Raw genomic sequence first — 20,538 nt, 5'->3', positions numbered from 1 at the left:
GTGCGGTCGATTTTTGTAAAATTTTCGACCGCACTTTCGTTTATTTCGTTAGATTTTCTTCCGTTCGATACAACTTCCGTTTATACGCATAACTTCCCCAAAGAGCATAAGCGAGGGCTTGTTTTTTCATTTCATCCGGTATGTCCGTCGGTGTTAATTCGCTTGAAGCCGAATCGTAACGGAAACCTTTAACCGGTTGATCTTGCTGTAAAATCGCCACCTGATCGCCGCGCATATACGCCATTGTTTTATCGAACTGCATTAAGGCGCGATTCGGATCTGCCGCTTGAGTTAAGTCATAACCCAACATCGGATAATTACCGCCGACGCCAATAAGCGACAACAAGGTGGTCGGCATATCGATTTGACTGACCAAGCGAGAATCGCGTTTCGGCTCAATGCCTTCGCCTAAAATCAACGCCGGAATATGGAAATGTTTAATCGGCACAAGGCTGCTGCCGTACACGCGCGAATCGTGATCCGCAATCACCAAAAACACCGTATCTTGCCAATAATCCGCTTGTTTTGCCAACTTAAAGAAATATCCTAAGGCGTAATCCGCGTATTTTGCCGAATTGTTACGGGTGGCTTGCGGCTGTTCGTACAACTCGATTTTTCCTTCCGGAAATTCGAACGGATCGTGATTACTGGACGTGAACACCAAACTAAAGAAAGGCTGACCTTGTTGATGTAATCGTTTAAAGGTTTCGTCCGCTTTATCGAACAAATCTTCATCACTCATTCCCCAAGTGGCGACGAATTTAGGATCCTGATAATCTTTTTCATCGATAATTTGTTGGAAGCCATTGCCGTAAAAGAAACTCGCCATATTGTCGAAATGCTTTTCACCGCCATAAATAAAGGAAGTGTGATAGCCTTGTTTTCCGAGTAATTCGGCAATGGTGAAAAAGCCGTTTTGACTGCCGGATAATTTAACCACGGCGCGCGCCGGCGTCGGCGTAAATCCGGCAGTGACAGCTTCGATACCACGCACGGAACGCGTGCCGGTGGCATATAAATTGTCAAACAACCAACCTTGTTGCGCTAATTGATCGAAATTCGGTGACAACGGCAATCCGCCCAAGGTGCCGATAAATTGCGCGCCCAAACTTTCTTCTAAAATAATCACCAAATTTTTCGGTTTACCCTGATAAGTAGGCTGATTCTGCGTTAAGGTCGGCAAGGTTGCGGAAATATAATCGCTTTCCGGACGTCCGCGCGCTTGTTTTAATACATCAACGACTTCGGATAAATCCATTTTGCCGTAAATTTCGGAAGATTTATCTTCGTCTTTCATTTGCTGCAGGGCGAAAATCACCGAATAGCCGGAATTTAATACCAAGGAATTAACCAAAGGATCCGACGAAAATGCCACCATCGCAGGATTGATTCCGCGGTGTTGGAAACTTGAGCGCGCGCCGATAAAGGTGATCGCCGCCACCACAATAAATAACAACGGGCGCCAACGCCATTTCGGGAAATACAAATCTTGCGTCACTTTCGCGGACAATTTCCAAAACAAGAAGGCAAAAAGTGCGGTCAAAATCGGCGTTAAAATCAGCGCCGCTAAATGCCCGTTCGCCAACATTGTAAATACTTCTTTCGGATTGACTAAATATTCCACAAACAGGCGGTTCGGGCGAAAATCATAGGTTTCGATGAACGCCGGCGTGGCGAATTCCATAAAAATAATAAACACGCTACTAAATGTCAGCCATAAACGAATCAATAATGTCGCCACGCGACCAGCGCCGTTTTTGCCGGCAAATAAGCACGCGAGAATAATCGCCGGTGCGAACAACCAACATAGGCTCGATACGTCAATGCGCACACCTTGCAATAACAGCGGAAACCAGCCGTCCACGGCGTTAACGCGATCCGCCTGCCACAAAGACAAACCGATACGACTTAAAGATAAAAGAATCAGATTGAATAAGAAAAAGATAACTATCGGGTAAAGCGGCCCGCAAGATTTTTTGAACGAAGTCACACACACTTCCTTGATTTTAGTTGAGGTATGGCATTAGACGAAAAAACACCATAAAAGTTCGCGCATCCGCGCAGATATTTTCCGAAATAAAAAAAGATTCTCACCAAACGGAGAATCTTTTTATTCGCTTTATTTTTCTACTTCCAGACGCTCGAACACTAATACGCGACGTTCCAATCGCCGTAATAACAAGGTAGCGATACCGGTGATGATTAAATAAATCACGCCCGCGATACCGTAAATCGTCAAAGCGTCATATTCCGTACCGTAAAGCTGTCTGGCGTAGCCCATAATATCCAAAATGGTAATGGTGGACGCTAACGAGGTGCCTTTAAAGACCAAAATAATTTCGTTACTGTATGAAGGCAATGCGCGTTTTAGCGCGTAAGGAACCAATATTTTCAAGGTTTGCCAACGACTTAAACCTAACGCCGCACAGCTTTCCCATTGTCCTTTCGGGATCGCTTTCACCGCACCGTGAAACAGCTGCGCCGAATAAGCGGCACTGTTTAACGCCAAAGTCAACATTGCGCAAAACCACGCATTGGACAATAATGCCCAGCAAGGGCTGTTAACGATCCATTGGAATTGACCCGGCCCGTAATAAATCAGGAAAAACTGCACCAATAGCGGCGTGCCGGTAAATAAAGTTAAATAAATATTCACCGCACTTTTGACGATTTTGTTTTCCATTGAAAGCAAAAACGTTAACCCGACTGCCAAACAGAAGGCAATCGCTAAAGCGACGAAAGTCAACATTAAGCTGGTCGGGATCCCTTGGGCGATTGTGACAAAATAATCGTGAATCATTATTCCGCTCCTCGCTCAAAACGGGTGAAACGCCATTCCAATTTACGAATAATAAATTGACTGACCAACGTCACCGCCAAATAAATTAATGCGGCTAAACCGTACCAAGTGAACGGTTGATGGGTATTGGTGTTAATCAACTCCGCCTGACGCATTAAATCGTGTACGCCGATTAAGGACACCAAGGCAGTATCTTTCAATAATACCAACCATTGATTACTTAGCCCCGGCAAAGCGTGACGCCATACTTGCGGCATAATGATATTCACAAAAGTATAAGCGCGACTTAAGCCCAGCGCCGCACCGGATTCCCACTGTCCTAACGGAATCGCTTGAATGGCGCCGCGCAAAGATTGGGAGGCGTAAGAGGCGAAAATAATAGACAGCGCCACTACGCCGCAGCCGAACGGACCTAATTCCGTATAAGTGCCGGTGAGTAATTCGATAATTTCGGGCACGCCGAAATAAATTAAAAAAACCACCAAAATTTCCGGCAAGCCGCGCAATAAGGTGACGATAACCGACGTCGGCTTGCGCACGCACGCCCATTTGCTGGTTTCCAGCACTACGAACAGCACGGACAAAATAAGCCCTAATAATAACGAACAAACCGCTAACCCTAAGGTCATTAGGGTCGCGGCGTACATTAAAGGAAGATAATCAAAAAACATAATGATTATTTAGTCATCCATTTGTCATAGATTTTTTGGTATTCACCGTTCGCTTTAATCGCGTCGATACCTTTGTTTAAACTTTCCACTAAAGCCGTGTTGGATTTATTCACTGCAATACCCAATCCGTTATTGAAATAACGTTTGTCGGTCACGCGTTCGCCCACGAAACCTAATTCGGCATTTTTCTCAAACATATCGCGCAATACGTCGGTATCGCCGAAAATCAAATCGATGCGACCGTTTTTCAAGTCTAAAATCGCGTCTTGCAAGCTCGCGTAAGATTTCGATGCATATTGTTTCGCTTCCGCGTTCACATATTGTTGATAAGTCGTACCGTTTTGCACGCCCACGGTTTTCGCGCTTGCCAAATCCGCTTTGCCTTTCACCGCAATGAAACTTGCGGAGCTTTCATAATAAGGCTGAGAAAACGCAACTTGTTTTGCGCGCGCTTCGGTAATATCAATGGCGGAAATCGCCGCATCGAAACCGCGTCCTTTAATTAAACTCGGAATTAACGCATCAAAAGCTTGTGATTTGAAATGACAAGTCGCGTTAAGTTCTTTACAAATCGCATTGGCGATGTCCACATCAAATCCGATGATATCACCTTTTTCATCGGTTAATTCAAACGGCGGATAGCTCGGTTCCATTGCGAAAGTAATGTCTTGCGCTTGCGCCGCCACTGCCGAAGTAGCCAAAATTGTCGCTAATAAAAGTTTTTTCATAGTCGATTCCTTAATCCGAATGAGATAAATATTGTCTGAATTGTTCCGTTTGCGGATTATCGAAACAGCCGACATCGCCCATTTCTACAATTCGCCCCTGTTCCATATACACCACTTTCGTCGCCACTTTTTTGGCAACGGAAACCTCGTGCGTCACAATCACCTGCGTAATGCCGGTTTCTTGCAATTCTTGAATAATCGATACGATCTGCGCGGTGATTTCCGGATCTAACGCCGCCGTCGGTTCATCGAATAATAACACTTGCGGTTTCATCATTAACGCGCGAGCAATCGCCACACGTTGTTGCTGCCCGCCCGATAAATGCAACGGAAAACGATCGGCGAATTGTTCCAAACGCAGCCGTTTCAATAATTCCAACGCATCTTTTTTCGCCGCGTCCGTTTCTAAACCTAACACTTTCACCGGCGCTTCAATCAAATTTTCGATCACCGTCAAATGCGGCCACAAATTATATTGCTGAAATACCATTCCGACATCTTGACGCAAACGGCGCATTTGTTTCGGATTTGCCGTCGCCACGGAAAGATCAAATTTATTATTCGCAATGCTCAACTCGCCCGATTTCGGCACTTCCAATAAATTCAGGGTGCGAATCAAGGTGCTTTTCCCCGCACCGCTCGGCCCTAACAACACCACGGTATCGCCGTCTTCCGCCGTTAAATTAATATCGAACAAGGCTTGCGACGAACCGTAGAAAAAATTTAAATCCTTAACACTAATTGTCATTTTTAGAATCTGTCTCTATTTTGCAAAACTGAAATAATATTAATGTTTTTTGCATAACTATGCAATCATTAAGTATAAATATTTTCTCGAATCAAGCTAAAAAAAGAAATCGCTTCCGCCGCTATCGCCCTTAAAAACAAAAAGTGCGGTAGAAAAATCAATTATTTCCACCGCACTTAGCGTATTAATCGTAAGGAATTATGCGCTTTTCGCCATTTCAAATTCGATTAACATCATCAAAATATGAATCACTTTTATGTGAATTTCTTGAATACGATCCGCATAACCGAAATGCGGTACGCGAATTTCCACGTCTGCCAAACCCGCCATTTTTCCGCCGTCTTTACCCGTCATTGCGATGACTTTCATTCCTTTTTCTTTTGCCGCTTGAATGGCGTTGAGAATGTTTTTTGAATTACCCGAAGTCGATAAGCCGAACAGCACGTCGCCTTTTTGCCCGACCGCTTCCACATAGCGCGAAAACACATAATCGTAGCCGAAGTCATTACTCACGCAGCTTAAATGACTGACATCGGAAATGGCGATTGCCGGATAACCGGGGCGATTTTCGCGATAGCGGCCGGTGAGCTCTTCGGCGAAATGCATCGCGTCACAATGGGAGCCGCCGTTACCGCAAGACAGCACTTTGCCGCCTTGTTTAAAACTGTCTGAAATCAACAGTGCCGCTTGTTGAATTAATTTGATGTTATTTTCATCATTCACGAATTTATTCAATACATCCTGCGCTTCAACCAATTCGGCTTTAATTTGTTCCAAATACATTTTCTTCTCCTTTTTTACTCGAAATGAGTGATGTAAATGCGAATAATTCTAAACGATTCCGCCGGCTTAATCTATTAAAGATTTGATCAAATTCGTGACAAATTCCAACCGCACTTTGTAGTCACTCAAATCTTTGCTGAAACGGAATTTTGTCGGCCCGTCGAATCGATAGGTTTGCGGCTCGTTGCGAATCAATGCCAAAAAGCGCATCGGATCCAATTCCGTCGTCGGGGCGAACTCAATAAAACCGCCTTGCACGGTGACATCGATTTTCACTGCGCGTATTGTTTTCGCCCACAGGCGTAATCGGGCGATTTGCATCAAGTTTTTCGCCGCATCCGGCAATAAACCGAAGCGATCGATCAATTCGACTTTCAATTCATCCAATTCTTGCTCATTTTCCGCACCGGCAATACGCTTGTAAAAAGATAAGCGCATATTTACATCGCCTAAATAATCCTCCGGCAATAGCGCAGGAATGCGTAAATCGATTTCCACTTGTTGCTGAGTTAATTCGTCTAGCGACGGCTCACGCCCGGCTTTCAAGGCTTCGACGGCACTTTCTAATAACTCCATATAAAGTGAAAAACCGATACTTTCGATTTGTCCGCTTTGTTCATCGCCGAGCAATTCGCCTGCGCCACGAATTTCCAAATCGTGTGTCGCCAACGCAAAACCCGCACCGAGATTATCCAGACTTTCCAATGCTTCCAAGCGTTTTACCGCATCTTTACTCATCGCTTTCGGCGGCGGTGTCAATAAATAGGCATAGGCTTGATGATGCGAACGCCCTACGCGTCCGCGCAGCTGATGAAGTTGCGCCAAACCGAAGTGATCGGCGCGTTCGATAATAATCGTATTTGCCGTCGGCACGTCGATACCAGTTTCGATAATAGTCGAACATACCAACACATTAAAACGTTGATGATAAAAATCCGACATCACACGCTCCAACTCACGCTCACGCATTTGTCCGTGCCCGATAATAATGCGCGCTTCGGGAATAAGTGCGGTCAATTTTTCCGCACAACTTTCAATGGTCGCCACGTCATTATGCAAATAATACACTTGCCCGCCGCGTAGAATTTCACGCAAGACGGCTTCGCGAATCCCTAAATCGTCCGCTTGGCGTACGAAAGTTTTAATACTTAAACGGCGCGCCGGCGGCGTGGAAATAATTGATAAGTCACGAATGCCGTTCATCGCCATATTTAAGGTGCGCGGAATCGGGGTGGCGGTTAAGGTTAAAATATCAATGTTGGCGCGCAGTTGTTTAATGCGTTCTTTTTGCCGAACGCCGAAACGGTGCTCTTCGTCAATAATCAATAAGCCGAGATCGCTGAATTTAACCTCGGATTGAATGAGTTTATGCGTGCCGATTAAAATATCCACTTTGCCGTCGGCGAGATTCTGCAAAATTTGTTTTTGTTCTTTCGGGGTTTTAAAGCGCGACAACACTTCCACGTTCACCGGCAAGTTAGCAAAACGATCCTTAAAATTTTCATAATGTTGTTGTGCCAATAAGGTGGTCGGCACCAACACCGCCACTTGTTTGTGATTCATCACCGCCAAAAACGCCGCGCGCATTGCCACTTCCGTTTTGCCGAATCCCACATCGCCGCACACCAAACGATCCATTGCTTTCGGTTGGCACATATCGCCGATCACCGCATTAATCGCCATTTGTTGATCAAAGGTTTCTTCAAACGGGAAAGTCGCGGAAAATTGCATAAATTCATCGCGATCATAACGGAAAGCAAAACCTTTTTGCGCCTCCCGTTGAGCATATACATCGAGCAGTTCCGCAGCCACGTCTCGAATTTTTTCTGCGGCTTTACGACGCGCTTTCACCCACGCGTCGCTGCCTAATTTATGCAACGGCGCGGTTTCTTCCGAGCCGCCCACATAGCGAGAAATTAAATATAATGAGGCGACCGGCACATAAAGTTTGGAGTCGTTAGCATATTCCAATAACAAAAATTCCGCTTGAATGCCGCCGTTTTCCAAGGTGACTAAGCCGCCGTAGCGTCCGACGCCGTGATCCAAATGCACCACCGGCTGCCCGATTTTTAATTCCGCCAAGTTGCGAATTAGCGTATCGGGATTCACCGATTTGCGTTTATCACGTTGGCGTTGCTGTATGCGCTCGCCCAACAATTCGGTTTCGCAAATCACCGCCAACGGCGATTCGCCTTCTAAAATAAAGCCGTGATCCAATGCGCCGATAAACAGACCGCACTTTTCGGCGTGCGTCGGGTTTAGCGCGTTTAATTGTTTCGGCTTCAGTTTTAACGGTGAAAGCAGATCCAACAAGGTTTCACGACGTCCTTCGCTTTCGACGGAAAAAATCACCTTGCCGTCAAAACTTTCCAAAAATTGACGCAGTTGCTTTAAAGGTTCTTTTTGTTGCGATTGAATCGTTAATTCGGGCAACGGCGCAACACTAAGATTTTTCTGCCGAACGCTCGACCGCACTTTTTCCGTCTTGAGTGTAATACGCGGATAAGCTTTCAGTCGGTGATTCACTTCGTCAATGCGCAACCATAAAGTTTCCGGCGGCAATAACGGACGCATCGGATCCACGCGTCGGCTAGTATAACGCTGCTCGGCGTCTTGATAAAAACGTTCGCCTTGGGTTTGATTGGTTTCCGTCTCGACGAATAAACTGTCGGCAGGCAGATAATCGAACAAACTCGCCATTTGTTCAAAAAACAGCGGCTGCCAATATTCAACGCCGGACACCAACGTGCCTTTACTGACTTGTTGATAAATATGTTCCGGATCACGGCGAATTTCGCCGAAAGTTTCGCGAAAACGGGTACGGAAAAATTCGATGCCTTTGTCGTCCGTCGGAAATTCGTGTGCGGGTAATAAATTAATTGCGTCGATTTCCTGCAAAGTGCGCTGACTATCCACATCAAAAGTACGGATGCTATCAATTTCGTCGTCAAAAAAATCTAAGCGAAAAGGCACCGCACTTCCCATCGGAAATAAATCCAACAACGCGCCGCGCACGGCATATTCGCCGTGTTCCAACACTTGTTCCACTGCGCGATAACCGGCATTTTCCAGCTGCAAACGCAGCTTTTCGATAATCAGACGATCGCCTTTTTTGATCAGAAAGACGTTATGCTGCAAATATTCCGGCGGACAGACGCGTTGCATTAATGTCGCAATGGGCAATATCACAATGCCGCGTTGTCGATTTTGCAAATGAAATAACGCGCTTAAGCGCGCGGAAATAATTTCTTGGTGCGGCGAAAAGGCGTCGTAAGGCAGGGTTTCCCAATCGGGGAATAAAGTCACGGACAGCGAGGTCAGTTCCTTTAAAATTTTTTCTAAACGCACCGCACTTCGCGTATCCGGCACGACGCTAACGGTTAAACCGTGATAATTTTCGGCGATATTCACCAACGCCAACGCATCGGCGCCGGCAAGAACGTTACCCAGAATTTTGTGATCACCGGCTTTGGCGGGCAGATCAAGATTAAAATACATCATAAAAGTGCGGTGGTTTTTGACAGAATTAATTGGACTATAGTGTAACGAAAATTGAGGCGATTGAAAAGAATATACCTGTTTTTTTAAACAGGTATATTTAGACTGATGACAAACCTGATTTAAATCGTATTTTATGTGTAGGATGGGCTTCAGCCCATCAAAAAAATATAATTATTTCAATATGATGGGCTAAAGCCCATCCTACTTAAGTACTCTTTGTCAATAAACTGAATATACCTGTTTTTTTTAAACAGATATATTTTAGGCGAAGAATTAAATTTGTTGCTCGAAGGTTCGGATTTTATTAAACACATCATTGAGATCCGAGCCGAAATTAATTTGTTCGATCTCTTTCACTTTATTGGATTTCACAATCATCCGCAGCGGCTGGAATTGCATATTGCATAAATAAAGCTGTTGGTGCGGCAACATATTTTGCACGAAACGTGTCAAAGCGTGAATACCACCGGCGTCCAACACAGTAACCGCATCGCATTGCAGCACGATATGTTTGATTTCGTGATCCGTGTGGACGGTTTTTTCGTGTAAATCGGCGAATAAATTATCCGCCGCGGCAAAAAACAGCGGGCCGCTAATGCGGTAAATTAATACATCGTTCAGATCTTCCGGCGCCGCCATTTCGATAGATTTGGTCATTTCCGCAATCGTGCGGATGAACAATAAGCTCGCCAATAACACGCCGACCGTAATGGCGATGACCATATCAAAGATGACGGTTAAAATTAAACAGGTGAGCAATACGGCGATTTCATTTTTACCGGAACGACGAATAAGCTGAATAATTTGCGGTACATTCGCCATATTCCACGCAACCACCAGCAATAACGCCGCCATTGACGAAAGCGGGAGATAAGACAACGCTTTGGCAAAGAAAAGTAAGGCGAACAGCACCAATAAGGCGTGAACCACGCTCGAAATCGGCGATACCGCACCGGATTTCACATTTGCCGCCGAGCGCGCAATCGCCGCCGTTGCGGTGATTCCGCCTAAAAACGGTGACGCGATATTGCCCAAACCTTGCGCGAGTAATTCGTTATTGGAATGATGTTTGGTCGAAGTCATATTATCCAGCACCACGGCACATAATAAAGATTCGATCGCGCCTAATACCGCCATTGAAAAAGCGGCGGGCAATAAGGCTTGAAGCGCACCGAAATCCCAATGAATGATTTCGCCTTGCGCATTGGGAATATTCCAAGGCAGCAAAAATTCCGGCAATACGTTTGGAATGCCGTTACCCGTCGTGCCGTCGGATAAGGTGTAAGTAAATGCCGAACCAATAGTGGCGACATTAAAGCCGAAATGTATCAACACTAAGGATAACAGCGTGCCGATAATTACGGCGGGCAAATGACCGGGCAGCGGCAAACGTAATTTGCTCCATTGGGTGAGCACCAATAAAGTCAACACGCCCACTGCGGTGTCCGCCCAGTTAATCGTCGGTAACGCGGAGGCAAGAGTTTGTACTTTATCTATATAATGCGCCGGCATTTCCGCAATGGTTAAACCGAAAAAGTCTTTAATTTGCAACGTGCCGATCACAATACCGATCCCGCAGGTAAAGCCAAGCGTCACCGGCAACGGGATATATTCGATCAAACGTCCCAAGCGAAATAATGCCATTAACACTAAAATCACGCCGGACAACAAGGTTGCCATTAGCAAGCCGCTTAAGCCGAATTGTTGCGTAACGGGATATAAAATGACCACAAAGGCGGCGGTCGGACCGGAAATATTAAAACGCGAACCGCCAGTTAAGGCGATGACGATCCCAGCGACAATGGCGGTGTACAACCCGTGTTGCGGCGGCACACCGCTTGCGATTGCCAATGCCATTGATAACGGAATGGCGATAATCCCGACGGTTAAACCCGCGATAATGTCACGAATTAAATGTTGCGATTTATAACCGGCGCGAAACGAATCAGTCAATGCACTGAAGGGTTTGACCGCCAGAAAAATATTTTTTGTTAAAAACCATTTTTTTAACATAAAAGACCTAAAAAAGCTTAAAAAAACACAAAGGAGGCTATTTTATCCGAAATAAAGAAAAAAATTTATGCGTTAACGCAATAAAATACAAAAAAGACTTGACGAATAGACGATAACTCTTTATATTTTCGCCCTGTCCTCAACGGTGAGATGTCCGAGTGGTTGAAGGAGCACGCCTGGAAAGCGTGTATGTGCGAAAGTGCATCAGGGGTTCGAATCCCCTTCTCACCGCCATTCTGTATTCCGACAATATCCCATAACGTCTAAAAATCCTTATTTTTCAATATTATTTTTGCCTTTTATGTCTAATAAAGTCTAAAAACGTCTATTGAAATCCAGCCGTTTTAGTTATACATTTAGTTATACCGCTTTAAGCTTGTAGTTATACCGTATAACTACGATATAACTACGATATAACTACAACATCACTAAATTATATTGTTTTAAGTCAAGTGATATAACTAAGAGGCAAAAATGGCTAGGCAAATCATACAGTTAAATAACACTAAAATTTCAACTGCGAAACCTCAAGAGAAAGATTATACCCTATCTGATGGGCAGGGGTTATATTTATTGATAAAAACTAACGGATCTAAACTATGGCGATTTAATTATTATGATTTGCTTAAAAAGCGTAAATTGATTTCGTTAGGAAGCTATCCAGATATTTCATTGCTTGAAGCTCGCTCTAAACGTGATGAGTATCGTTCGTTGTTAGCCAAAGGCATTGATCCGCAAGATTATATCTTTAAGCAGAAAGAGCAGGCTATTTTTATGCAAAGCAATACTTTAATTAGTGTCGCACAAGATTGGCGGGAGATGAAATCATCTAAGGTTGAGGCGGATACAATGAAAGATCAGTGGCGATTGCTAGAATTACATTTATTTCCGCATTTAGGCAATATGCCCATATCTGAAATCACTGCGCCTTTCACAAGAATGAAATTGCAAAAATTGGCTGATGAGAAGAAATTTGAAATGCTGAAAAAGGTCATTAGGGGGCTAAATGAAATTATGCGTTTTGCGGTAAATGGAGGATTGATACAGTTTAACCCAACGGCAAATATTCAAGAATTGTTCCCTAGCGGTGAGGTTCAACATCGACCATCTATTCACCCCGATAAATTGCCTCAATTCCTAGAGGCGGTAAATAAAGCCAATATCCAGTTACAAACACGCTGCTTATTAGAATGGCAATTGCTCACAATGGTAAGACCAAGCGAAGCGGCTGGCACAATGTGGAAAGAAATTGATTTTGATAATGCTGTTTGGGTTATCCCAAAAGAAAGAATGAAAGGTAAGAAACGCCCTCATCTTGTACCGCTGTCGAAACAAGCAATAAATATCCTGAATATAATGCGTCCAATCACTGGGCATTGTGATTTTGTATTCCCTAAAAACGGAGATTTAACAGCAAATATGAGTAGTGAGACAATTAATAAAGCGTTGCGGAAAATGGGCTATCAAGGGATTTTATGCGCTCACGGATTTAGATCGATAGCCAGCACCGCACTTAATGAAAATGAATTTAATGTGGAAATTATTGAGGCTTTGCTTTCGCACGTTAAAGGCGACAAAGTCCGTACGGCTTACGATCGCAGTACGTACGAAAAGCAAAAGCGTCAATATATTGAGTGGTGGGGGGATTTTGTAGAAAAGGCCTCCGTAAGACCGTGTTTATTGGGGGCAAGTGAGACTTGATTGGCATTGTTCAATCCATAAATCTAATTCACTTTCTCGCCACCCAGACGCTCTAGGCCCTAGTTTTAATTGTGGCGGGAAAGTCCCTTGCTTTATTTTTGCATAGATGGTTGATCTTGGTAAGCCTGTTTTTTGGCAAACTTCTTTTAATCTTAATATCCTGTCCATAATATTATTTCCAATAAAAAGGCCCGACTAGCGGGGCATTAGTATGTATTGAATAGACCAAACAGCTAAAGCTATTTTGGTTAGTAAAAAGCACCATAATAGATAAGGCGGTATAAAAACCAGCCAAAATAATGCTGTTAAAAATCGGTCTTCGGATAATTGTGTATTAAACGATAGCTGAAACGGAAAGGATACCGCTATTAACATTGTAAGTATGAATGTACCAAAAATAAGATCTGCCATATTGTATCTCCAATAAAAAAGCCACTTGTTACAGTGGCTTGTTAGTCTTAAATGGTTTTTATTTTATCTCAACTTTATAATTTAATAATGCTTTCGTCATTGCTTCAGCACCTTCTGCGGTTTCAAACACTAAACCTCTTGAAACCGTTCTTCTGTCATAATCCGAAGACTTGAAAAAGACCGCACTGTCGGCAATATTTTCTTCACCTAAATCTACGAACCAATAATAGTTACCATCTACCCACGTTTCTTCTGTTACTGGTTCAGGAACTTCGATACCATTAATAAAACGTCTAGGCTCTTCCCACATAGCATAGCATTCACCTTTAAGCAATAATTCCAGTGGTGCTTCTGTACAGTAAGACCCATCAATAGATTCGGCATATTCAAGAACAAAACAGTTAAGTTTACTACCAAAACCTTTTACTACACATTTGCTATTATTATGTAAATCAATGAGTGGGTTGCCAGCTAAAGCCTTTTCTAAATCAAATGGTTTCATTCTTCCTCCTCATCATCTTTGAAGAAAATAATCATAGTATTGTTATCGTAAGAGATAAGCATTTTATTTATAAAATCATTATCTTTAAGTTGCTTAGCTACTTTATTCATCTCTTTGTGAATTTCTATTTTGTCGTATCTGCCCATAATTAATCCTCCACAGGAACAATCAATAAATTTTTAGGACTAATATCACGATATTTAATTTGATATGCGTGTATTTGTTTTATTTCATCAAGTGGCAAGCCGTATCTTGTTTCTCGGACTATATCCCAACCAAACGAGCGCGATTTTTCTAAAAGAAGGTATTTTTTACCCTCATCAGTCATTAACTCTGGTTCTTTTGGTTTAAATACTTTTAAGTTCATTCTAGTCGTCCTTTAATCATTCCCTTTTCGATTGACGAAGAAGAATACAGATCGCCACCTAAGAGCGCATAACCTGCAATATCTTGCCAGTTGTCTTTATAAACGGGATCGCCTGTCAATATTCTTGCCATTTTTGTTGCAATCATTTCCAGAGCCTCTCGCTGTCGTGCATTCAAACTTTCGGAATGTTTATCAATCGTTGATTTTATTTCTTGCGAAACTTTAGCGGTGGCATCAAACTCTCCGTAGGTGGATTGCCATTGATTTAATATTTCGTTTGTTTTAGTTGTCATTTTTAACTCCTTTTTGTTTCATCGAGTCGAGTAATATTTCTTGTACCGTCTTTTTGTTGTTTCGGCGGTCAATTACCGTTTGATCAAGTGTGCATTGAGCCACGATGTGATAAATAAAAACGGGACGATGATGTCCCGCTTGCGCTTGTCTGGTTGGTCCTATCCGTTCGACGATTTGCTGATACTGCTCTAGGTCCCACCAATGCGAAAAGAATACAAGGATATTTCCGCCATCTTGTAAGTTAAGCCCGTGTCCAGCACTGGCGGGGTGAGCAAATAAAATAGGGATTTTTCCTTTGTTCCAATCTCGGATAGTTTTGGGGTCAGTATCAAGCTCTTTTCCTTGCGGAAAATATTTTTTTAATCGTGCTAGATCACTTTTGAAATGGTAAGCTACTAAAACTGGCATTCCAGCGGCTTCTTCTACGATACTTTCTAATGCCTGTAATTTTGCATTATGAACTTCTTGCCAGTTGCCATCTTCGGTATAAATAGCTCCACTGGCAAGCTGTAAGCATTTTTGTGTTTTTGCGGCGGCATTCATCGCTTCGATATTTTGCCCTTCGAGTTCAATAAACATTTCTCGTTCAAATTCACGGTACTTTTTCATCACCGCTAAGGGGAGTTCCACCGTGATCGTGGTTTGAATAGGTTGCTTAATATCAAAATAATCTTCCGCTTGAATGGATAAACAGCAATCGGCTAGCTTTTGTTGGATGTCTTGTTGTGCAAAATCATAAGGCTCAACCTTAGAAAAGCCCGTTGTGCCGATAGGAATCGTTTTAAACCAACGGTCTTTAAAGGCTGTAAAGGTTGCTCCTAGTCGTTGACCTTTATCAACAAACCACTGTTGCCCCCAGAGGTCGATTAGCCCGTTTGGTGAAGGAGTACCGGTTAAATTTATCCATCTTTTTACTTTCGGGTGTGCAACCACCGAAAGATATTTGGCACGTTTACCACCTTTGCGCGTACGGTAGCTTTTTAACTTAGTACTTTCATCTGCAATCACCGTGGAGAAACGCCAATTTTGCCCCAAATACTCCACTAACCACGGGATGTTTTCGTAGTTGGTCGTATAAATATCCGCGGGCGTATTAAGTGCGGCGATACGTTCTTTGGGGGAGCCCACAGCGGCAATTGCTTTGATATGGGTTAAATGCTGCCACTTATCGACTTCATCAATCCAAGTTGATCTTGCTACCCGTAGCGGTGCAATAATTAATATTGGGGGCTCAATCTCCCCCAATAAGGTCAATAAATCAAGTGCGGTTAACGTTGAGACCGTTTTGCCGGTTCCCATTCCTGACCAAATATTACAACGTGGGTGGTTGATAATATAATCAATGATAAGATGTTGATAAGGGCGAGGGGTAAAGTTTAATCTGTCCATAAATGATCTAACTCATAGCTATCTACGATTTCGACGCGTTGTCCCAGATTCCGAATTCGGTCAATTTCCCGTTGTTGCCCCGCTCTTGGTTTTTGTTTAGGCGCTTTGCATTCAACAAAAAGCAATTTCCCATTTGGCATTAACAGTAATCTATCTGGTACATTGGCGCGCGCGGGACTTACAAATTTATAAGCAATACCACCTCGTTTTTTCACTTCATTGACGAGGTGCTTTTCGATGTCTGATTCGCGGATTAATGTTTTCATCAAAATGTTTTCACCTGTGGTACTTCCGGGATATTGACTTTAAAACGTTCGTTATAATCCCGAATATGCTTGTTTAAGGCCGAAATAGCCAGTTCCTCTGCACAAAAATTAGGTGTAGTTCGCAAGATTTGCCCTTTTTCGTTTTGCAGTTGCCCAACATAGCCACGCTTATCGGGTAACTTTTTGATTAATGGTTTATATTTCATTGTTAGTCCTTTCTGTATCGGTGGGCCTCAAAGCCCCCCGCATTTAGCGGTAATCCATTCGCCCAATTTGGTGGGATAGCCAATAGCTGGCTAAGCTGTTGATGGGTATAACGGGGATTATCTAATGCTTCAGTGATCACTTCATCGTGCACTGTGAGGATAATTTGGTAACCCGCATTTTCGATGGTGGGCATATTGGCCGCCATAATATCCCTAGCACAAGCCTGAGTGATGTTTTCTACCAATTTGCCGGAATAGGTTTGAATGCGTTGCCATTTACGGGTGTAAGTATCAATCCCCATATAGGTAATTCGATTTTGATCATCAAGCCTGATTCCCGGATAACAGAGATAACGACCTGATGGCAATCTGATCCGCAACCACGCCCCTACCTTTTCAAAAGTCAATGCCCTTACTCCGATAAGTGTGTTTGGTTTGTGTATTGCCTGTCGTACCGCAAGGTCAACATTTTTCCAAAAGGCACAAATTGCGGGGTGCGCTTCTCGCCACATTCTTTTAATGGCATCACATACTTGATAACTTTCAGCGGTCAGTCCGTGTGTCCGTTTTTGTTTTTTTGCCCAGTCCCACGCGCGTTGCGCTTCAACTTTGATATGCGCCGGAATTTTTGCGGATTTTGCTAATTCGTCTAAATCAAGCCGATATACCGTGGCAAAGGTTAAAAATGCGCCTACGCCCCCCCTCATAACCTAGTCCTAATTCTTGCACTTTTCCGATTTGGCGTTGTGATTTATCTACGTTTTCAACGGGTATTCCAAAAGATTTTGCATAAGCGAGGTTATAGAGATCCGCCCCGGTGCCATTATCAAATGCGCTAAACGCATTGAGTTTCCAATTTTCCCCCGCTAGCCAAGCAAGCATTCTTCCCTCAATATTTGAAAGATCCGATACCACGAGTTTTTTACCTTTTGGTGCGATAATACAACCGCGTAAGGCAGAGCTTGCAAGTTCGGTAACATTATCAAAAATAAGTTCGGCACAATTTGCTTTTAATGCCTCAATGCCCATATCAATATCCGCTTGCTTTAAACTTGGTCTGGGTAAGTTTTGCGGTTGAAAGGTTCTTCCCGCCCATCTCCCCGTTCGCGTTGCGCCGCAAAACTGTAGAGTGCCTCGCAATCTACCGTCAGTATTTACCGCACTAAGCAACTTTTTGTATTTACTTGCACTCGTCGCACTTGCAATTAAGCGAGAGGATAGTAAGGTTTTGACGGCTTCGGGTAAATTTTCGTCTTGTAACCGTCTTTCTATGGTACTTGCGGTCATATCGGGTAAGGTTACGCCATACTCGGTAAGCAGATGTGCAAGTAACGCATCTCTTTGTGTTGTAGAGGTAACTTCCCCATTCGTTAACTGTTGGGTTTGTTTGGCGAGTGAAGCTTTTTGCGTATCAATAGCTAAGATGGCGGCTTTTGCAAGCTCAATATCAACGGCAAAACCTCGGTCATTGATTTGTTGGTCTTGTTGCCAAAGTTTATGCTCAGGTTGTGTGGCATTCCACATCGGCATTTTTTTATGCAAAACTCGCATTGCTTCAATGTCTAACTTTGCATACTGTTTAAATCGTTCCCACTCTTCTGGGTGCGTAAGGCTTGTTGCGCGTTCAATTTTGCTGTTTTTCGGGCGAGGTTTACAAAATAATTGAATTAACTGTTTACCCGCTTTGTCTTTGGCTTGGTCTGTTTCTAGCCTAAATATCTCACTTAATTCCCCAAGCCCCCCGGGGAGACTGTGCCAATAGGCTTGAATCATCGTATCAAACCATCTGTCTAATCCGCCTTTTATCGCGTGCGGCATTATGTGTCTAAGTATGGTTCGGTCGAAATGCGAATTGTGGAAACAAAGTCGTACACTTGGATCCGCTAATAACTGCCGTAAAACTTCGGGCATTGGCTCTGCTGTACAATCCCAGACTTGTACTGGAGCGTCATTAAGTGCATAAGCAAATAACAAGATTTCCGCGTGTTCTGCGTAAGCGTGTACCCCATTTTTTATCGATACCGGCGAATAGGTTTCTAAATCAGCGTACAGCGTATGTGCGAACATTTAAAACCTCACAATATTGATTGTCATTTCCTGAAACCCATTTTCCGTTGAGGGAGGTTTCGCAATAATCTTTTTGAATGGCGATTTCGTCTTCATAATCCATTGCGCCTACAAGTCCGAAAATGCTAATAAATACGGTTAACATAATGATCGTTTTCATTTTTATACCTCAATGCGATACCCAAAATGAGTGCTATTTTTTTTATAAAAAAAGCCTCGCTTATATTAAATAGGCGAGGCTTTATAGGGGGTAACAACAATTAAATACTAATTGATCCGATATTTACTTTAATGTCAGTGTCGCTAATGGCATCACGTAATTTATCCGCGAATTCATTCGCAATACTTTCTTTTAATTGTTCACCTTTGACTATTCGAACAATTAATAGTGGCTCATTTCCGCCAGTAAGAATAGATAAACGCAAATGCATATCTCGGATGCTAAGACCTGTATAAGGATCACAGGTAAAAGTAAAACTTGCAGGCAGTTCTAGTTTGCTTTTCGCCTCCACGCGTTCAAGCGCGGATTTAGTTGCTGCGAAATCGCCGACTTCGTGTTCTTCGTTGCGCGCATAATCAAGTGTGATTTTTCTTACCGCTTGAATAGCCTTATTTAACGGCATTTCGTTACCGTTTTCATCGTTTGCGCTGATATAATCCGCCCAATCTTCTAGCCACTCCGCAAAGTTTTTCTGGCTATGTTTAACCCCTTCAAACTCACATAACGCTTTAAACGCCGCAGTTTTTACCATATCTAATTTTGCGCGGTGTCGAGCGTGTTTAGGGCTCTGGACATTCCCCATATCAAACACAATTTCTGCGGTCATTCGACGTTCATCAATAAATGCTTGAGCGTCTTCTTGCGTATCGGCCTTAGCATACTCGACTAACGCGTTAAAACTTGTGGTCTCAAAGCGTGCACGGAAATAAGCCCGTTTATCATTAAATTCTTCGAGGTTATGAATAGTCATATTCTCTGGCAAAATCGCAATCGGATGTTCCGTGCTATCCACTCGCACGCTAGATAAACCAAGTTTTACAATGTCTTGAATTTGATTTGTACTCATAATTGTTTTCCTTCTTAATTAAGTAAATTTATTTTGTAAGCGCGCAAAATGTTTTGCATAGGTTAACATTTTATTTTGCATAGCGAAAACAATGAAAACTATGCAAAATAAAATAAAAAAGCGAGACTTTATGGTTTCGCTTTTTTATTGAAATTATATCGTTTTACTATCCAGCCATGTCCAAGCGATACATCGCTCGAAATCACCAAACATAGGCATAACAGCTAGGTCATCAATAACAACGTTATTAGTCATTAATTGCACTGCACAAAACGGTACTTGTGGTGGATTACCTTGTCCGCTCACTAAATCCCATGCTCGCTGTTTAGTGACACTATGACGACACACAACAAAACGTACCAAATCAGTGCTGTTAAAAAAGTCGTCGTCAATACGAGCAATGATAAATTCTATCATTTTGCCGTTTTGCTCACCAATCCGGCAAGCGTATTTATCCTCAAAAATGGCTCGTTGCTCACCACGGAGCATGTCATCAAGCCAAGGTTTGATTAAATTAATCACATCATCGACATCTTTACGATAGATACATTGCCAAAAATCTTGTCTGAATAGCTCGTCAAGAGTTTTAATTTGTTTACCGCTAAAACAAAGCCATGAACATAAAATATGTAGATTGATATATCCATCAAAGTTTTTGATAACATCAACAACCTGATTTTTCACATTTGCGGGGATGCGTTTGTTTTTTGTGCAATTATCCAGTAATGAGAAAATCAATCGGCGTAATCGGTTAATATCATTAATATGTGTCAATCGCTCCGCATAGCCGTCAAAATCATTGTAGATTACACGAGCTTTAGGCTTTAACCGTTTAGCCGTATGGCTTAGCAACCCACTCCCACCAAAGGCATCAATAATCGTCCAGCCTTCGCCATCGCCCGAAATATTATCGTTTAAAACCTGTTTAAACTGATTTAAGAACATACGTTTCTGTCCAATAAAAGGCAAGGGAGCTTGCTTAAACATCTTAACCATATCAAACTCCTTGCTTGCTTGCTTGCTT

21 protein-coding genes, 1 tRNA gene and 1 pseudogene are annotated in these 20,538 nt (G+C 43.0%); 2 read left to right on the top strand and 21 right to left on the bottom strand.

Translation table 11 applies throughout. From position 1 onward, the window contains the following. Positions 1-40: 40 nt before the first annotated feature. From CVP04_RS08315 to dauA, 8 genes are all read right to left on the bottom strand, one after another. Positions 41-1,990 carry an LTA synthase family protein gene (locus tag CVP04_RS08315; protein ID WP_165772786.1) on the bottom strand — a complete coding sequence of 650 codons (1,950 nt, stop codon included), beginning with the start codon at positions 1,988-1,990 and terminating at the stop codon, positions 41-43. A gap of 129 nt (positions 1,991-2,119) precedes the next feature. Further along, positions 2,120-2,800 (bottom strand): arginine ABC transporter permease ArtM, encoded by a 681-nt coding sequence (artM, locus tag CVP04_RS08310; RefSeq protein ID WP_100297049.1) that lies wholly within the window; start codon positions 2,798-2,800, stop codon positions 2,120-2,122. Next, positions 2,800-3,471, bottom strand: coding sequence for an arginine ABC transporter permease ArtQ (gene artQ / locus CVP04_RS08305; RefSeq protein WP_100297048.1), 672 nt, complete (start codon positions 3,469-3,471; stop codon positions 2,800-2,802). The genes artM and artQ overlap by 1 nt, the downstream gene beginning before the upstream one ends. A gap of 5 nt (positions 3,472-3,476) precedes the next feature. Further along, positions 3,477-4,199 carry a transporter substrate-binding domain-containing protein gene (locus tag CVP04_RS08300; protein WP_100297047.1) on the bottom strand — a complete coding sequence of 241 codons (723 nt, stop codon included), beginning with the start codon at positions 4,197-4,199 and terminating at the stop codon, positions 3,477-3,479. 10 nt (positions 4,200-4,209) lie between these two features. Beyond that, complete coding sequence (artP, locus tag CVP04_RS08295; protein ID WP_100297046.1) at positions 4,210-4,947, bottom strand: arginine ABC transporter ATP-binding protein ArtP; 738 nt, start codon at positions 4,945-4,947, stop codon at positions 4,210-4,212. Positions 4,948-5,145: 198 nt separating this feature from the next. After that, positions 5,146-5,730 carry a D-sedoheptulose 7-phosphate isomerase gene (gene lpcA, locus CVP04_RS08290; RefSeq protein WP_100297045.1) on the bottom strand — a complete coding sequence of 195 codons (585 nt, stop codon included), beginning with the start codon at positions 5,728-5,730 and terminating at the stop codon, positions 5,146-5,148. 66 nt (positions 5,731-5,796) lie between these two features. Continuing rightward, positions 5,797-9,231 (bottom strand): transcription-repair coupling factor, encoded by a 3,435-nt coding sequence (gene mfd, locus CVP04_RS08285; protein WP_100297044.1) that lies wholly within the window; start codon positions 9,229-9,231, stop codon positions 5,797-5,799. 273 nt (positions 9,232-9,504) lie between these two features. Further along, a complete protein-coding gene (dauA, locus tag CVP04_RS08280) occupies positions 9,505-11,244 on the bottom strand; it encodes a C4-dicarboxylic acid transporter DauA (RefSeq protein WP_100297043.1) in 1,740 nt (579 codons plus the stop codon). A 144-nt stretch (positions 11,245-11,388) separates the two neighbouring features. Between dauA and CVP04_RS08275 the strand changes: the two genes are divergently transcribed. Next, positions 11,389-11,478, top strand: a tRNA-Ser gene (locus CVP04_RS08275). A 240-nt stretch (positions 11,479-11,718) separates the two neighbouring features. Then, on the top strand, positions 11,719-12,945 hold the full coding sequence (locus CVP04_RS08270; protein WP_100297042.1) for an integrase arm-type DNA-binding domain-containing protein: 1,227 nt from the start codon (positions 11,719-11,721) through the stop codon (positions 12,943-12,945). On the opposite strand, the gene CVP04_RS08265 is transcribed toward CVP04_RS08270, so the two are convergent. The 13 genes and pseudogenes from CVP04_RS08265 to CVP04_RS12380 all read right to left on the bottom strand — a co-directional run. Next, on the bottom strand, positions 12,922-13,113 hold the full coding sequence (locus tag CVP04_RS08265; RefSeq protein ID WP_100297041.1) for a helix-turn-helix transcriptional regulator: 192 nt from the start codon (positions 13,111-13,113) through the stop codon (positions 12,922-12,924). The genes CVP04_RS08270 and CVP04_RS08265 overlap by 24 nt on opposite strands. Before the next feature lie 301 nt (positions 13,114-13,414). Continuing rightward, on the bottom strand, positions 13,415-13,858 hold the full coding sequence (locus CVP04_RS08260; protein WP_100297040.1) for a hypothetical protein: 444 nt from the start codon (positions 13,856-13,858) through the stop codon (positions 13,415-13,417). Beyond that, on the bottom strand, positions 13,855-14,004 hold the full coding sequence (locus CVP04_RS12265; RefSeq protein WP_165772785.1) for a hypothetical protein: 150 nt from the start codon (positions 14,002-14,004) through the stop codon (positions 13,855-13,857). Before CVP04_RS12265 ends, CVP04_RS08260 begins: the two co-directional genes overlap by 4 nt. 2 nt (positions 14,005-14,006) lie before the next feature. Continuing rightward, entirely contained in the window at positions 14,007-14,225 is a 219-nt protein-coding gene (locus tag CVP04_RS08255; protein WP_100297039.1) for a hypothetical protein, read from the bottom strand. Next, positions 14,222-14,518, bottom strand: a complete 297-nt coding sequence (locus tag CVP04_RS08250) for a DUF6378 domain-containing protein (RefSeq protein WP_100297038.1) — start codon at positions 14,516-14,518, stop codon at positions 14,222-14,224. The genes CVP04_RS08255 and CVP04_RS08250 overlap by 4 nt, the downstream gene beginning before the upstream one ends. Then, positions 14,508-15,908 carry a DEAD/DEAH box helicase gene (locus tag CVP04_RS08245; RefSeq protein ID WP_100297037.1) on the bottom strand — a complete coding sequence of 467 codons (1,401 nt, stop codon included), beginning with the start codon at positions 15,906-15,908 and terminating at the stop codon, positions 14,508-14,510. The genes CVP04_RS08250 and CVP04_RS08245 overlap by 11 nt, the downstream gene beginning before the upstream one ends. Next, positions 15,896-16,174 (bottom strand): VRR-NUC domain-containing protein, encoded by a 279-nt coding sequence (locus tag CVP04_RS08240; protein WP_100297036.1) that lies wholly within the window; start codon positions 16,172-16,174, stop codon positions 15,896-15,898. The genes CVP04_RS08245 and CVP04_RS08240 overlap by 13 nt, the downstream gene beginning before the upstream one ends. Further along, positions 16,174-16,380, bottom strand: a complete 207-nt coding sequence (locus CVP04_RS08235) for a hypothetical protein (RefSeq protein WP_100297035.1) — start codon at positions 16,378-16,380, stop codon at positions 16,174-16,176. Before CVP04_RS08235 ends, CVP04_RS08240 begins: the two co-directional genes overlap by 1 nt. 2 nt (positions 16,381-16,382) lie before the next feature. Further along, on the bottom strand, positions 16,383-17,087 hold the full coding sequence (locus tag CVP04_RS12320; protein ID WP_207761631.1) for a DNA polymerase family A protein: 705 nt from the start codon (positions 17,085-17,087) through the stop codon (positions 16,383-16,385). After that, on the bottom strand, positions 17,035-18,447 hold the full coding sequence (locus CVP04_RS08230) for a DNA polymerase (RefSeq protein WP_207761630.1): 1,413 nt from the start codon (positions 18,445-18,447) through the stop codon (positions 17,035-17,037). Before CVP04_RS08230 ends, CVP04_RS12320 begins: the two co-directional genes overlap by 53 nt. Continuing rightward, positions 18,422-18,607, bottom strand: a complete 186-nt coding sequence (locus CVP04_RS08225) for a hypothetical protein (RefSeq protein ID WP_100297034.1) — start codon at positions 18,605-18,607, stop codon at positions 18,422-18,424. The genes CVP04_RS08230 and CVP04_RS08225 overlap by 26 nt, the downstream gene beginning before the upstream one ends. Positions 18,608-18,707: 100 nt before the next feature. Further along, positions 18,708-19,514, bottom strand: a complete 807-nt coding sequence (locus CVP04_RS08220) for a DUF2303 family protein (RefSeq protein ID WP_100297033.1) — start codon at positions 19,512-19,514, stop codon at positions 18,708-18,710. A 153-nt stretch (positions 19,515-19,667) separates the two neighbouring features. Continuing rightward, a pseudogene (locus CVP04_RS12380) lies at positions 19,668-20,538 on the bottom strand (hypothetical protein); the annotation flags it as partial.

Source organism: Caviibacterium pharyngocola, from assembly GCF_002795405.1.
GTDB classification, from domain to species: domain Bacteria; phylum Pseudomonadota; class Gammaproteobacteria; order Enterobacterales; family Pasteurellaceae; genus Caviibacterium; species Caviibacterium pharyngocola.
The sequence above is the reverse complement of the archived record's forward strand: the minus strand, read 5'-3'. Positions and strand labels throughout refer to the sequence as shown.